14 protein-coding genes are annotated in these 15,462 nt (G+C 45.0%); 11 read left to right on the top strand and 3 right to left on the bottom strand.

Annotation, left to right across the window (positions count from 1 at the left end; translation table 11 throughout):
• Positions 1–334 precede the first annotated feature (334 nt).
• Entirely contained in the window at positions 335–3,886 is a 3,552-nt protein-coding gene (locus QT397_16950) for an amino acid adenylation domain-containing protein (protein WNZ54573.1), read from the top strand.
• A 108-nt stretch (positions 3,887–3,994) separates the two neighbouring features.
• Here the strand turns inward: QT397_16950 and QT397_16945 are convergent, their stop codons facing one another.
• Entirely contained in the window at positions 3,995–5,227 is a 1,233-nt protein-coding gene (locus QT397_16945) for an MFS transporter (GenBank protein WNZ54572.1), read from the bottom strand.
• A gap of 687 nt (positions 5,228–5,914) precedes the next feature.
• On the opposite strand from QT397_16945, the gene QT397_16940 reads away from it, so the two are divergent.
• Both QT397_16940 and QT397_16935 read left to right on the top strand, forming a co-directional pair.
• Entirely contained in the window at positions 5,915–6,931 is a 1,017-nt protein-coding gene (locus QT397_16940; protein ID WNZ54571.1) for a transposase, read from the top strand.
• Positions 6,932–7,004: 73 nt separating this feature from the next.
• On the top strand, positions 7,005–7,487 hold the full coding sequence (locus tag QT397_16935; GenBank protein ID WNZ54570.1) for a DUF1311 domain-containing protein: 483 nt from the start codon (positions 7,005–7,007) through the stop codon (positions 7,485–7,487).
• A gap of 38 nt (positions 7,488–7,525) precedes the next feature.
• On the opposite strand, the gene QT397_16930 is transcribed toward QT397_16935, so the two are convergent.
• Complete coding sequence (locus QT397_16930; GenBank protein WNZ54569.1) at positions 7,526–8,467, bottom strand: IS110 family transposase; 942 nt, start codon at positions 8,465–8,467, stop codon at positions 7,526–7,528.
• A gap of 311 nt (positions 8,468–8,778) precedes the next feature.
• Between QT397_16930 and QT397_16925 the strand changes: the two genes are divergently transcribed.
• The 4 genes from QT397_16925 (at position 8,779) to ltrA (ending at position 11,757) form a co-directional block, all read left to right on the top strand.
• The gene (locus QT397_16925) at positions 8,779–9,072 is read left to right on the top strand and encodes a hypothetical protein (protein WNZ54568.1); all 294 of its coding nucleotides are present in this window, start codon (positions 8,779–8,781) and stop codon (positions 9,070–9,072) included.
• A 74-nt stretch (positions 9,073–9,146) separates the two neighbouring features.
• Entirely contained in the window at positions 9,147–9,380 is a 234-nt protein-coding gene (locus QT397_16920; GenBank protein WNZ54567.1) for a hypothetical protein, read from the top strand.
• A 94-nt stretch (positions 9,381–9,474) separates the two neighbouring features.
• Positions 9,475–9,876, top strand: a complete 402-nt coding sequence (locus QT397_16915; protein ID WNZ54566.1) for a hypothetical protein — start codon at positions 9,475–9,477, stop codon at positions 9,874–9,876.
• 564 nt (positions 9,877–10,440) lie between these two features.
• Positions 10,441–11,757, top strand: a complete 1,317-nt coding sequence (ltrA, locus tag QT397_16910) for a group II intron reverse transcriptase/maturase (GenBank protein WNZ54565.1) — start codon at positions 10,441–10,443, stop codon at positions 11,755–11,757.
• A 537-nt stretch (positions 11,758–12,294) separates the two neighbouring features.
• Here the strand turns inward: ltrA and QT397_16905 are convergent.
• Positions 12,295–13,257 carry a hypothetical protein gene (locus QT397_16905; GenBank protein WNZ54564.1) on the bottom strand — a complete coding sequence of 321 codons (963 nt, stop codon included), beginning with the start codon at positions 13,255–13,257 and terminating at the stop codon, positions 12,295–12,297.
• Positions 13,258–13,570: 313 nt separating this feature from the next.
• On the opposite strand from QT397_16905, the gene QT397_16900 reads away from it, so the two are divergent.
• The 4 genes from QT397_16900 to QT397_16885 all read left to right on the top strand — a co-directional run bounded on the left by QT397_16900 (position 13,571) and on the right by QT397_16885 (position 15,457).
• Positions 13,571–13,777 (top strand): hypothetical protein, encoded by a 207-nt coding sequence (locus QT397_16900; protein WNZ54563.1) that lies wholly within the window; start codon positions 13,571–13,573, stop codon positions 13,775–13,777.
• Positions 13,774–13,923, top strand: coding sequence for a hypothetical protein (locus QT397_16895; protein WNZ54562.1), 150 nt, complete (start codon positions 13,774–13,776; stop codon positions 13,921–13,923). Before QT397_16900 ends, QT397_16895 begins: the two co-directional genes overlap by 4 nt.
• A gap of 91 nt (positions 13,924–14,014) precedes the next feature.
• Positions 14,015–14,215: a DUF2793 domain-containing protein gene (locus tag QT397_16890; protein WNZ58552.1), complete on the top strand. Its 201-nt coding sequence runs from the start codon at positions 14,015–14,017 to the stop codon at positions 14,213–14,215.
• A gap of 378 nt (positions 14,216–14,593) precedes the next feature.
• Positions 14,594–15,457 (top strand): restriction endonuclease, encoded by an 864-nt coding sequence (locus QT397_16885; GenBank protein ID WNZ54561.1) that lies wholly within the window; start codon positions 14,594–14,596, stop codon positions 15,455–15,457.
• Positions 15,458–15,462: the final 5 nt, after the last annotated feature.

Raw genomic sequence — 15,462 nt, 5'->3', positions numbered from 1 at the left:
AAAATACATTCCTGTCTCCCTGAATACCACCTTCATTTAATTTTCCTTTATGACTTGGAACTGCGTTAGCTGAAATACTGCTCCAGTTCAATGTTATGAAATTATTTCCCGGCATACTTCCAATTTAGCAACTGATTTTCAAGTAGTTCAAATAACAGAAAATTTTGACCAAATTTGAAAGACAGAGAAATGAATTGAAAGTTAGTTTCCGGATTTTAATAAGTATAAAAGGTAATGTTCAGTGTGCAGCTCAATAAACAAACATAACGCCCAGTCCTTAGATTTTGAATCGGGAGAAATGGGCGCTATATCATCAGGAGATACAGTTTGCGATTTGATCGAAAGACAAAAGCTAAAGAATCCTGATCAGGTCGTTATTATCGATGGCAACACAGAATTAAGTTTCGCTCGCCTGATGAAACGGGTCGATGGGATTGCCGCTGAGTTGGTAAATCGAGGGGTTGAGCCTGGTTCCTTGGTTGGTGTCTGTATGAGTCGATCCTGGGAGCTGGTCGCGGCTCTACTTGGCGTAATGCGCGCAGGTTGTGCTTATGTCCCACTGGACCCGACTTATCCGTTAGAGCGGGTGCGATACATGCTCGAGCACTCCAGAGCTGCCGCAGCAATCGTTGATTGTGACGAAAACGCAAACTTGTGCCTTGGCGTGAAAGAACTGGTATGGATCGATGAGTTACGAGAGCAGGCACCGGAGTTTTTACCGGAACATACCAGGCCGCAAACGAGTGATTTAGCCTATGTAATCTACACATCCGGCTCTACTGGAAGCCCGAAAGGGGTTGCTATCGAACACCGAAGCCTTATCGCTCTCAGTAAGTCCATGAGTGAGCTGTTGAGCGATGGAGAGCTAGAAGGCGTTTTGGCTTCGACCTCAGTTTGCTTTGACCCCTCGGTGATGGAAATTATCGGGACTCTTTCTCTGGGCGGCCGAGTTATATTGTCGAAGAATATTTTGGAGCTGCCAAAACTTCCCTTTCGAGAGCAAGTGCGAACTTGTATCACCGTTCCATCTGCGATTCAGGCTTTACTTTCGATAGACAAATTACCTCAGGGAGTGCGTTGCCTGATTTTTGGGGGTGAAGTACTTAAGCAATCCCTGGTCGAGCAAATATACGCGGGGGCTGAACAACTGCGGATAGTTAATGTTTATGGCCCCACAGAGGACACGGTTTACTCAACTTATAAAGAAGTTAGCCCCGATAGCGACCAAATTACGATTGGAAGGGTGGTTTCAAGTTCCCGAGCGTATATTTTGGATGAGAGATTACAGCCAGTTGCTCCCGGCGGGGAGGGGGAGTTGTATTTGTCTGGTGATAAGCTAGCTCGGGGCTATTTAAATGATGAGCATCTGAGCGAGGAACGCTTTATACAGCAAGCTTCCAACTCCCGAATTTCCGATCAGCGCTTGTATAAAACGGGAGACCTGTGCCGATGGACAGCAAATGGAGAAATAGAATACTTGGGGCGCGCCGATTGCCAGGTGAAGATTAGGGGCTATCGTATTGAACTTGAAGAAATAGAATCGGCAATTGAGTCTATACCGGGCGTTGATGCTGCCGCTACTACCGTTATAGATGGCGGGGCGGGGCAGAAGATTCTGGTGGCTTATATTGTTGCTCGCGAAAAGACAATTACCGAAGCAGCAGTAAAAGAGTTTCTTGAACAGCGCCTTCCTAAATATATGGTCCCCCAGTTTGTCAAGCATCTGCAAGAGTTACCCCTGCTACCCAACAATAAGCTGGACCGCAAACGGTTAGCCCTCCTTGAAGGAGAGCTAGTCGTCCCAACTGAAGGCAGTTTGGCTGCAAACGATGATATTAATCGAAGCCGTGGAATGGGCGAGCATTTCGCAGATTTATCAGTAGACAGCGAGGCAATTTTTACTTCAATTATCCAGGGTGAGGTGGCTTCCATCATGAATCACCCAAATCCGGAGGTTGTGCGCCCAGAGATAGCCTTCGACAAGCAGGGCCTGGATTCGCTGACAACATTAGAATTGGCCAGCCGATTGAGTCATAGCATTGGACACCCCCTATCTGCGCAGACAATTTTCGATTATCCCACGCCGAAGCTATTGGCTGGCTATATGCTTGATTTGACGGAAGGTAAGATCAGTGGTGAGTCAGCTAATGAGATTGCCAAATCTGAAATTGATGCGCTGGCTAATTTCCAGTCCCAGCTCCAGTTGAGCCATCCAACTTTTCAGGCCGCAAAGGCGTCATCCTGGTCTGCTTCTGACAAAAGTAAGTTGGTGCAGGCGGTGATAGCCATGGCAAACAATCAGAAGAGGAATCCTTACAGTAAAGTTTTACGTACAGGTAGTGGGACGCACGGCACTGTTACAGATGTTTATAACGATGATACCCAGGATGCAATTATTTGGACGACCAATCTCTACCTTGGCCTGAATAGAGATCAAGAAGTTATCGAACAGGCTTCATCCGCTGTACAGCTTTTCGGAACAGGAATGGGCACTTCAGCGGCGGCATCGGGTTTGACGGATCTTCACCTCCAATTTGAAACGGAGTTTGCTGATTTGGTGGGCAAGTCTGGAGCCTGCTTGTTTCCAACGGGTTATACGGCCAATGTCGGGGTGGTGGCAGGAATATTAGGTAAAGATGATGTTGTGGTTATAGACCAACTTTGCCATGCCTCAATTGTTGATGGGGCCCGTCTCAGTGGTGCCAAAATTAGAACTTTCCAACACAATAATGCCTCTGATCTGGAGTCGGTGCTGGAATCTGAAGCGTCTCCCTACCGAACCACGCTAGTGGTTCTCGAGGGCGTTTACAGTATGGGGGAAGGTGCTGCACCGGTAGCTGAAATCGTGCGTGCAGCAAAGAAATACAACGCCTTGACCTTAGTTGATGAGGCACACTCATTCGGTTTTTATGGTGAGCGTGGTGCCGGTATCTGTGCGGCTCAAGGTATTACTGATCAAGTTGACTTTATTATGACAACACTCAGTAAGTCGCTCGGTAGTCTTGGGGGTGTGGTTGCTGCGAGTAAGGAGTACGTTGACTTGCTGAGGTCCTCAGCCAGGGCATATATCTTTCAGGCTTCTATCAGTCCTGCAGATATTGCAGCCGCATTGACTTCTTTGCGTCGGATTAAATCTGACGATGGACTGCGTGATCAATTGTGGGATACGACCCGCTATATGCGCCGGAAATTCGAGCAGGCCGGATACGATTTGGGAACAGGTGATGGGCCTATTATCACACCCCATTTTAAAGATAAAGATAAACTATATGGGATAGTCCAAGCGCTTTATCAGCGCGGTATTCAAACCTCGGCTGTCACTTACCCGATAGTTGAGAGCGGCCGCGGCCGCCTGAGGTTGATCTGCTCGGCAGCTCACACGAGGGAGGATGTTGAAAGGACCGTGGAAGCTCTTATTGAGGCTGAAAAAGAGGTTGATGCTCAATCCCAGGAAACAAAAGAGGAGGCTATGGATTTGGGGCAAGCCCTCGCTGAAATTGGTGAGTGGGCAAATACCTTTTCTAACTTCCTACAGGAATATATCAATCGACTATCCAGCCCTGTGCCTAACTTGTGCTTGTCTGTGAGTGTTACTGAACAGTTTGAGCCGGTGAGAATTTTAATTGATGGCGGCAAAGTAACCTTGAGTGATCTCTCGGCCAACGACGTTCCTTTTTGCTCAGTAACGCTAAGAAACCAGAGGTCTGTCACGGCCTTGCGGCTTCACGATGTTCAGTCGCTGCTTGATGATATTTGTACAGGTAGCTGCACCTTAAGCGGTCAGGTTGAGCCATTTATATGGTGGATCGCCCGTATTCTAGATTTAAGTGTGGAGGTAAATAACCCTGTAGACTGTGGATTAACTAGAGAGCGGGCGATTCATTAACTAATGAGGGGCGAGGTATAAAGTTATGGGCCTTTCAGCTTATCCTGAAGGGCCCACGTCTGGTGTCACTGGCAGAGTAGGTCGGTTACTTATTTGCCTGATTTTTCACTATGCTACGCCAGGGAGTTTGCGCCAGCTCCACCGGATTAAAACAAATACTAATATCGATGCAGCTGCTGTAATGTAAAACGGTAAGCGGATATCAACTTCCATTGCCATGCCCCCCGCGAGCGAAATCAAGCTTGCTACCAGCGTGAAGCCCGCAGTAGCTATTCCCATTACCCAACCCTGTTCCGTTTCATCGACACTATTGGCGAATATATTCAAGAGGGCGGGGTAAGCGAGCCCAAAGCAAAGGTACGCGAAGAACACACTGAGATAACATAGCCAAATATGGCTGCTGAATACGAAGACTAACGCGCTCGCTCCCATCACTAAGGCGGAAACTGTAACTACCAGGGGTTTAGTCCAGCGGGACAAAACAGGCTTGACCATAAAGAGGCTGGAAATTGCCACCGCAATACCCATAGTCAGCATGGCCATACTGTTTATTAGCAGGCCTGCCTGGAATCTACTGCTTAAATAGTTTGTGATAAATATATAAAAGCTGAGATGCACCAGCATGAAACAGAGATAGGCAGGGCAAAGTCGGACGACGCGAGGGCGGTCCTTCAGATGTATAAACTGAGTAAATAGATCCAGAAAGCGAAGCCTAAGCTGCATCGGGGCTTCCCGGGTATCGTGATAAAAGGTCAGGATCAAAAACAAAGTAATAGCGACAAGTACCAGCGCAAAGTAAAAGGGCAGTTGGATACTGGCTATGCTCCCCAATAGCTCCCTGTCTGCCAAGACCCCTGCCATAATCGGTCCAGCTACTGCCCCAGCACTCATTCCGGCTACCAATAACCCTAGGTTCTTGGAGGCCTCCAGCTCACTTTGGCTGGCATCAATCATTGCTGCTTGAGCAATAGGTTGGTTTCCCGCAGTAAAGCCGCTGATCACTCGTCCGAGAATAAGAAGCCAGAGACTATTGCTTAGCAAAGAGAGAACAGTGATCGCGTATCCGGCCATAGCCCCCACCAGACACAGCACCATGGCAGTTTTGCGTCCGATACTGTCAGACAGTTTGGCGATATATACGGACCCAATAAACCACGCCAGAAAGAAGCTGCCGATCACAACTCCATAGTACAAGTGCCGAGTTGATTGTGGCGTATCAGTAGGTAGGAACTGGAATTTTGTCGACATAACCAATTCATTGATGATCGGGAACAGCAATCCCTGACCCATCAGATCTACAAAAACTACTGCCAAAAGGGCTAAACGGCACATGACAGACATAACCACTTCCTCCCCCTAGCTTCAGCTTTGCTGCTTAAAGCAAGATAGCAGGTGGTGAATAGTTGACGGAGCCTGTCATTGAGCAGCGTAAGCCAGGTAAGAGCGATAGAGCTATTTGAGACTAAGCGCACGGTTAGTTGCCCGGGAATAAAGGCGGTTAAGACAGTTGAGGCTTGCTCTATATATCAGAATTCAAGAGAAGCTTCTCCTATTTCTGGAAATGACGATCTATCTCTTTGATTTTTATAGGGTTGATAATGTTATTAAGAGCAGAAAAAGCAGGTAGATATATAGCGCCTGCTTTATATCTACCTGTTGAGAATTATGTCAAAGCTCTTAACTTCCTGATATTATTGGGTTTTTGAGGTTATCTTGAAAGAAGTGAGTAGAATTATATAGAAGAGTGATATAAAGACGCTTCTTTTGAATTAACTGTTGTACAAACCCGCTGCGCGGGAGTGGTGCCACTTTTAAATTATAAGAGGCATTTTAGAAAATGCATAACCGGGTATTGCAAAATATATTTTCTGCGTACAGTGGTTATTTATCTAAAACTGCGCAACCACTAAAAAATTTAAAGGCTATCTCCTCGATACAAGAATGCCGTACAAAATCGATGGGAAGCAGTTATTATCGTTGTAAGCACAACCATGTCACTGAACAGCATCATTCTTGTAGGCATAGAAGTTGCCCCTCTGCTCAGGCAGAAAACAGCTCCAGTGGGTTGATCAGCAGCGTCGTAAATTATTTGATACAGAACATTTTCATGTGGTCTTTACTATACCTCATGAGTATCTGCCGTTATGGCAATACAACGAAGAGAAGCTTACAGATATACTCTTTTTGTCGAGTAAAGAAACCCTGTTTGAATTAATGGCGAGTAAAGACTATCACGGAGTAACTCCCGGGATGCTTATGGCTCTGCATACTTGGGGAAGACAGTTAACTTTACATCCCCATATACACTGTTTGATAACTGCTGGCGGCTTGACTTTAAGGGAAAAATGGAAAGAAACAGGTGAATATTTATTGCCTGTGCGAGTGGTTAAGAGTCTTTATAGGGGAAAATTTCAAGCGCTTTTATTAGAACAGTATCGTGCCGGGTTACTCAAGCTTCCTCCCAGTTGGTCAATTGGCCAGTTTGATATCCTCTTTAAAGCTTGCTATCGCAAGGAATGGTCGGTTCGTATTCAAGAACGGTATGAGCATGGTCAAGGCGTTCTGCTGTATTTTTCACGCTACATCAAAGGTGGCCCGCTTAAGCCAAAGCAGATATTAAACGTGGATCATAAGGGGCTGGATTTTCGTTATTTTGATCACCGTGACCAGCGACGTAAGCAACTTCGGTTAAAGCCTCAGGAGTTCTTAAGACGTGTCTTGCAGCACATACCTCCAATAGGAAAACACATGGTACGGAGTTATGGATTATATGCTGGGTGCAATAAGAAAAAGCACGATCTATGTAGTAATCAAGTGGGTTTAATGAAAGATCAACGACTCCCAGCTGGATTGCAAATCCAAGATCTGATGGTAGAGTGTGGGCAGTGCCATGAATCTACAAAGTTGACTGGCCGAGTGTGGTCTAAGGCGAAAAAAGGAATTTCCTTTATAAAGGGGGCGGCTCGGCAAGATAGTGCCGGCGGGAATGTACAACATGGCGATGAACCAGACACTGCAGGAATGGGCCTCTTTAGTTCGGCCTAAATTCAATGCCAGGTCATTTTTTTTACCGCCTGCAGTGCAGGTTATCTAAGCGTTAAGGCATAGGGAGAGAGAATTGAGATTTATAATAGCCATACTACTATCTTTACCAACAATTGCGTATTGCCAACAAATAGGTGATGAATGTGAGGGGCACCAGATTGAAGGCAATTTAGTATGTATCGATGGTGTTCTTAAAAATCCGTGTGACTATGCAACAAGACATGAAACTTCGATGTGTCTGAAAATAAAAAGAGATGAAGCTGAGAAACAGCTTCAAGAAGCATATGAAGCGGCTTTATCTTTGATTGAAGATGATGATGGAAAACATAAACCAAAGAGCAGCTTTGTCGAAGCCCAAATAAAGTGGGAAGAGTTTAGAGAAGCCATGTGTAACTATGAAGATAATTCACAGCATCTAAGGTTTGGCCAGGGTATAGGGATGAACTGTATCATATCAATGGCTAATTTTCGTACTGATGCGCTTAAAAAACATGCAATATATCTAAAATCATTACAGTGTGGCTCACCAGAATGTCACAAATTTCATAACTGGTAAGTAGCCTTAACAAGTGACTATGGTTGCTCGTCAAGTTATTAAGCCATACTTTCATCCCAGTAGGTGTTATTTTTCACCATCGTATTCAGTATCGTAATCTGCTTTCTCATGCAGGCAATCAGAGCGACCTTTTTAGGTTTGCCAGCGTCGACTAATCGCTTGTACATCGGCTTTAGTTTGGGATGATGCTGTATGGCCGACATGATGGAAACAAACAAAACCGTTCGTACACGATGCCTTCCACCCCGAATATATCTCTTTCCCTGGAAGCTGCCGCTATCACGGTTCATCGGGGCGATACCGACAAGTGCAGCGATTTCTTTACGGTTCAATTTTCCTAGCTCGGGAAGTTCACTCATCAGCGTATAAGCCAATACATTTCCGACTCCTTTAGCGCTTAACAATAGGTCTCGCCTTTGCCGCCACTCAGGCACACTGTTAACCAGTTTATCTAGTTGTTTGTCGATACTTTGTAACTCTTTCTTGATGGTGTTTAGAATGGTCCGTATAGGTTTGTGTACTGATTTCGGCATTCTCTGAAGCCGATTCTTTTGCATTGTACTCATTTCTAAACACTGACTTCGTACTACCAGTAAGTCACTGATATTCCTGAGTTTTTCTGGCTTTAGCTCCGATAGTCTTGGCTTCATGGCCTCACCAAAATGTGCAATATCCATTGCATCTAGCTTGTCAGTTTTGGCGAGGCGCCCTGCGGATTTAGCGAAGCTTCTTATCTGTGAAGGGTTGCAAACAACAACAGGTAATCCTGCTTTGTCGGCGGCGCAAACAAACTCTAATTCGAGTCTTCCTGTAGACTCTATTAATACTCTTTGAGGTTTAAGAGGTTGTAGTTGTTTAATGGCATCCTTAATGCCGTTTTTATCATTGGCAACACTAAAAAACTGGCCAGTAGGTCTCACATAAATATCGAGTTGTTTACTGCTGGTATCGATACCGACATTGATCTCTTTAGGTTCCATAAGATAAGCTATCTCCGCCTTGCTATTCGGGCTCGAGGCCCACATGACTATTCGAGTTATGCCTAGTGAGTGTCTGTCACGTTCCTACTTGTTAACGGTCTTTATAAACCGGCGCAGCAACGAACTGTGACAAACAAGGCCTTCGGTGGCCGCCGAAGGTGGGTCTCAATTTACCCGTTAGCGAAAAGGATTTTCAACATCAGAATCAGGCAAGAACAACCATACAAGCAGCAGCACGGTCGCCCGCAAAAAACGCGGGCTGGACGGCCTACGCTGCGCTTCGGCCGCCCGTGTGCTGGGCGTTATACCTTATGAAAGATTTAGCTAAGCTCGAAGACGAAGTACATAACGAAGAAACTTTCATTCTATTCTTGGAAGCCCTTGCTGCTGACAGACTAGATGAGGAAGAACATGAGAAAGCCAGTCCAAGTAATCCATATGGCCGAGGTCGTAATGGATGGGAGCATGAGACTATTGGGCAGTATCTTGATGCGTCCGCTGCATGGGCAAACTCATCAATTAATGGTTTGCCACTCATGCCTAAAGAGGTTAACCCTTGGAAGCGTATGGCCCAAATATTACACGCTGGAAAAATATACGAGTGAGGTATAACAAGGCGCAGCAATCGGACCTCCGGCCATTGTGCGCGGCGTTATAGCTCCTTAATGGATAATGCGGAATGTACGAGCTGTTTAATATTTCCAATATCGAAGCCCTGGGTATATTGCTATGGTTTTGTGTTGTATTAGCTCTTAGCTATATGCTAGCTATCAAAAAAACCTTAAAGGTTAAACGAGCGGTTGTAGTTGGTGGATTTATGGCATTATTACCTCCTCTGGCAATTATATATTTGGTCTCGCTGCTACTTAGAAAAAGCCTTTCTGTATCAGAGAGATTAGATGAGACGTTATAACAAAACGCTGAAAATTCGCCCCCAAAAAACGTGGGCTGGACCTCCGGCAAAAAATGCCTCCGGCCTTTTAGCTTTGCGTTAACTGTATTCGAACATGAGCCAGTTTTTACTCGCAATTATAGATCTCAAGCCTACAACTGATGTTTCAGACATTACTTTTGTGCCTGCCAGCGAAGCACAGGAAGTATTCGGTGAAGTAGTCGACTACTACGGTATTGATCAGTCTCATGCACGGGCAGTTTTAGATGAAACTGGTGATACTACAGACAGTATATTTTCCGAAGCTGGACTTCAGTTGTCACAAGGCGATCCTTTAAGTTCTACTCAACTTGGAAAGTTATTAGGAGAGTTAATATATAAAGGGGCAAAATTCATTGCTTGGTATGCTTGTGAGTATCAAGACCTAGAGCAAACTGATAGTGTCATTGATCTAATTGAGATCTTGAATAAAGAGTTGCCGATAGGCTCTGGGGAAATTTACGTTGAATATAGGTAAAACAGTTAACAAAGCAAGGCATTGGACGCAGCTAAAGCTGCGCCCATGCTAGCGGCGTGTTTGCCAGGCATGGCATTTAACTAGAGAGGTGGAAGTCCTCTTACCAGGTATTCGTGGAGCCGAAGGTTAACGAAAGGGCAAGGTCAATATCGCGAGGTATTGGCTGGAGGAAGCCCAACGCAAATTCACGGGGTGATGAACAAGAACTGGATATGAGGTGTGACGCAGGTGGAGCCAGTGGGCACGTGACCATAAAGCTCTCCATCCACAACTGGCCTGCGTTTTATAAATCCAGCATCTACGTGAAGAAAGTTAAATGTCTTACCCTGGGAGGTCTATGGGTTGTTAATGGAATAACTGAAAACTGAGAGATTGGTTTTGACCGACCCATAGAAGTCAGCAGAGGGCATAGTAGGTAGATTTCGTGTTACTGACGGCCTGAACAATTCTGGACAGTATTATTAATGCAGAGCTTGATGACTGCATCTGACAAGTAACTTAGTTGCCAGGAAAAAAAATATTTTTTTTGGGGGGTGAACATCAAACTGGAAACTTAATCATACATTGTCCAATTTCCCATCTCTTTTAATGCAGCGAATTCTAGATGGGAATAATCTGTTTCGAGCATTACAACAAGTTTCTCGTAACCAGGGTGCGCCAGGTCTCGATGGTATGACGGTAAAACAGTTGCCGGAACATCTTAAGCAGACTTGGATTGCTACCCGACACAAGGTGTTAAGTAGTAGCTATCGTCCTCAACCGGTGAAACGCGTCTTTATACCAAAAGGCAATGGAGGCCTGCGTCCATTGGGTATACCCACTGTGCAAGATAGGTTGATCCAACAAGCTATCGCACAGATACTCAGTGAGCAATGGGAGCCTAAGTTTCATGCTCTTAGTTTTGGTTTTAGACCAAATCGATCGGCACACCAGGCGATTAGACAGGTTCAAAACTTTGTCCGGCAAGGAAAGCGCTGGACGATCGATATGGACTTGAAATCCTTCTTTGATGAAGTGAATCATGACAGGCTCATGCTAACACTGAAGCAAAGTGGAATACCGGCTGATGTGCTGGGGTTGATAAACCGATACCTAAAAGCGCCAACGGTAGTCGACGGCAAGGTAATAGCTACAACAAAAGGCGTCCCGCAAGGTGGGCCGCTATCTCCGCTTCTAGCTAATATTGTGCTTAATGAACTGGACTGGGAGCTGCACAAGCGGCAACTCAGTTTTGTGCGATATGCCGATGATTTTCAAATACTGGTGGGAAGTCGTCGGTCTGCAGAGCGGATAAAAGTAAGCCTTACGCACTTCATCAAATGTAAGCTGAAGCTCACAGTAAATGCTGAGAAGAGTGCAGAGGATCACTTCTGGAAGCGGAGCTTTCTAGGATTTAGATTGCTGAAGAAAGATGCCCGGATCAAGGTATCAGAATCATCGATGAATAAATTGAAGGCAAAGATCAGAATGGTCACCCGCCGAACACGAGGCCGCAAGTTTACTCAGATCATAGAGGAGTTAAAGAAGACCCTGCTTGGTTGGAAAGCGTACTTTGACATCAGTGAAGTACTGAGCCCTCTGAAAGATCTGGACAAGTGGATAAGGCGGAAGTTGCGATGTTATTTATGGAAGCAATGGGGACGTAGTGGTTACCGCAGATTAAGAAGGCTGGGTGTTGATCGCTTTTTAGCGTGGAACACGGCCAAATCAGCACATGGATCATGGAGGCTAAGCAAAAGTCCCGCCCTTTACAGAGCATTGCCAAATAGATACTTTAGGAGCTTGGGGCTGCCGGAATTGGCAGATAGGAAGGGGAATAGAATTGAACCGCCATGGTACGCGATCCGTATGCCTGGTGGTGTGGGAGGAGAGGCATCGTGAGGTGCCTCCCTATCCCGATTATACGCTTCGGATAAAATGAACAACAAAGCTCTTAAATGGATTTTACTCCTATCCTACTTAGTCATTGCAATTTTGGCAGCGAGTCATTATTCCTGCCCCGCAGATAAAGGTAGGCCATTTGTTCTGTTTCTTAGCTTTACCTATTTAGTAAATTTAAATATTAATTTCTTCTTAAAGTTACCCATGAATGTGCCTCATGTACCAGAGGCAAGATATGTATCAAATTTTGGTATGAGACGACGTTTAATCCTAATTACATGGTGTATGTTTATGGCGGCAATAGCGTGGGGTGTAGTAGATGATTTTAGCTGTAACGTATAACAAGGCGCTTAACACGTGTAGCACTGCGTGCCACACTGGGACAGTAACGCAGCGGCGCTTCGCGATTATGCCGCTACGTTACTGCCCGTTAGCTTAGTGTTATACCTATTTAAAAAGCATCTCTTTTACCCAAAAACAGTCAAACACCCATAGCTGCTAATAGGGAGTACAGTGTTGAATCGTCAACCTTATCCGCTATTGAAAAATCACGCCCATATTGCCAGTACCAGATTGGAGGGCAGTTGCAGAATTACCGGATGTTGCCTGACCGATTTCATGCACATTAGATGTGCCAATCTGGGATTGACTGGCAAAGTTGGATATCCCCGTCTGATTGGTTAGTGCCATATTCATCATGCCAGTTTGGTTGGTATCAACTATGCCAAAATCAGAAGCATCTTGATTAACTTCCGACATATTCATCATGCCTGATTGGAATACGCTCACAGTATTGTTATTTGAATTATTTAACTGTGTAACAATGCCATCATTGCTATCTCCGTCTTGTTGAATAAGTAAGCTATTAAAGTCGCCGTCGTTTTGAGCCATGCCAGCGATATTAGCAGTTCCATTCTGGATCATAACTGAGGTATTTGAGGTACCGCTAGATTGGAAACCAATAGCACTATTGGCCATTCCTGTCTGGTTCACTATAAAACTGTTAAAGGAGGTATTGAGTTGAGTATTACCGGAAATTTGGGAATCTCCAGATTGCAATACAGAAATAGTATCGCTATCTGACATTATCTGCGCACCGCCATAGCTATTGGTATCCCCAATTTGGTTAACAAAAACAGTACTTAACTGAGAGTCAACTTGCGACATGCCTACCTCATTAAGATTGCCCTGCTGAATTGCCGTAATCTGGGTAGAGTCACTGTTATTTTGTAGTAAGGCAGGAGCGGTATTTAGATTTCCAGTTTGAATATGAATAATAGTGCCATTTTGAGTGGCATTCTCCTGTACCGGTGCAGATTCGTTGAAATCACCATCCTGGGTGATTGCGATCAAACTGTCCATCGTTGCGGGATCACTTTGGTCCGGGTTAGCCATATTACCATTTCCATTCTGGTTCACTATGGCAGTATTCCCATTTGCGAATGAATACCCACTAATTACTAAGAAGATAGCTGCCGCTATCGGGGTGAAAGCTTTCATGATGATCCCTTAAAAATCAAGCGATTAATTTTGTTACAGACTGTTGATCGATTTGGGACTCAGCTGAACAGCTAATTAGGCGGAGAATGCTCTCAAATCTTTGTCATTAAAGTTGAAGTGGAGTCACCAATATAGGATTTCATCCTTAGAGAGTTCCTACTGCTTGTCTGGCTGTCTAGGTAAAATAGAGGTGACACGGGAAGTATAGGGCTGGATTGCGGTAGTTATCTTTAGGAAGATGATCTCAAAAAGCTGGGAATAAAGTTTAAACATATAGGGATAACTAGTTTAGTAAGAAATTCCTATATTTATATTGTTTATAGAGTGCCAGGCTTTGCAATTTGCCTACATCATCGACGACCGCCACTGTACTGGTACGATTGTGCGATCTGCAATCACGCAAAAGGCTGAGCCCGCAAGCTCCGAAGCTCAAGCCGTCGCTGTGCTCAAGTGCGTTATTGCCGTGATTGATGATCAGAACAGCGTGCAGACCGATGCCCGATGGATCGGGTCTATGTGACAACGAAGACACTCACCACAGATGCAGGGCAGGCGGTCAATGTGATTGACGAGGCAGCGGGCCTTGTTTCTGACTGCATTGGTGAAGTGGCGAATCGCATGGTCGTGCATAGTTCTATTGCAGTGATGGCGATTCCGAGTGGGTGAGTATGGTTGCAATTAACTGCGGTGAGCGAGTTTATGCGGATGATGATGGTGAGTGGGGTGTTTGTAACAATGAACTTACGCGCTTCTGCAAATCGAAGTGCAGGGCATCCAAAACGATCCCCCCGACGATGGCGACCGCTACATAGTTGCCACCGGTAGCAATGAGTGGGCAAACCAAAACGGCCAGCTGGCCCGCTACGTGGCAGACACCGGCTACTGGCAATTCTTTCCTGCCAAGGTCGCGCTGAATCAGGCGGATGGCCTGCTGTATATCAACGGCAGCAGCGGCTGACAGGTAGCCAACCGTCCGGCGACTCTGCCGCAGATCACTGGGGATACCAACACGGATCTGGCCGGGGTGGTTGGGCAGATGTTGGGGGCTTTGGATGGGCTTCTATGGGATAATAATGTAAATTAGCCTACATGTTTCCCAAGTATGCACTTGAATTTGCAGCTCAAATATATCGGTATGGTATTGAGGTGTAACAATAGTGGTGCAGCACAATAATTTTCAACTTAACCAAAAACAAGGATAGGATAAATTGGGTAATATTTTAAATAAAACCTGGGAGTGGGTATTAGAATACTCCTGGAATATATTTAATGTTTTCGGTGTTTTCGCTACGTTCTACTTTGGTTTTTTTATGTACCTGAGCATGTCAAGGAGAGTATGTATCAGAAGTCCGCTTTGGCCCAGGAAGAATTGATTCAGGAGGTTGGTGGGCGATTTTTTGCGAATGAGAATGTCACCATTCAGGAAGTTAGGTTGGCAATAGAGCAGAAAGAAGTCTATTACAAGCTAAGTTTTCCATATAGCGTTAAGCAAACCCTCTTGCTAATACGCAATGATTTTTCAAAAAATTCATATATTTCGTTAGAGCGTAGAAGTGAAATAAAGTTAAAAATTCAAGGGCTTATTAGTGAAATAAAGGAGCCGGTAGAAGAGGGAAGTTGGTGGTCGAAGTTTTCTTTGACTCAGTTTTTGAAAATCGAGCTTCCGTTCATATTGATAGCTGTTATTGGTCTGTTGAGTGTTGTTCGAAAGAAGTGGATTGATGCTGAAACAGAAGTGGATCTAGCTGAGAATGAAGAGGAAGTGCTCTCTGTGAGCGGTTTTGAGTCCCTCAGTGGCTATGAATATCAAGCACTGGTGAGTAGGGTTCTTAGAGGGTTGAAGTTACTTGATGGGAGTGAAGGTAGCTATATACCTGGAGTGGAAACTTATGCTTCTGAATTTTCTTTTGTGCATAAAGGGAAAAATATTTTTGTGGAGACCAAAGCATATCAAAAGAAAGTTGGGGTTAGGACGGTCCGTAGCTTTTTGTACATGGTTCGGCAGTCAGGAGGAAGCGGCTTATTAGTTGCTACCACACCTCTTACCATTCGAGCAAGACAGATGCTAGATGATTACAATAGGAGTAATGATAGTTCTACTGCATATTTTATCGAAGGGAAAACAGAGGAGCGTATTGAGTCTGAAATTAGATCCAAATTCTCTGTGGACACTAAAACAGGTCAATCATCTGTAGCGTAAGTTCA

The sequence above is a fragment of the Microbulbifer sp. MKSA007 genome, assembly GCA_032615215.1.
In the GTDB taxonomy this organism is placed as follows: Bacteria; Pseudomonadota; Gammaproteobacteria; order Pseudomonadales; family Cellvibrionaceae; genus Microbulbifer.
The sequence above is the reverse complement of the archived record's forward strand: the minus strand, read 5'-3'. Positions and strand labels throughout refer to the sequence as shown.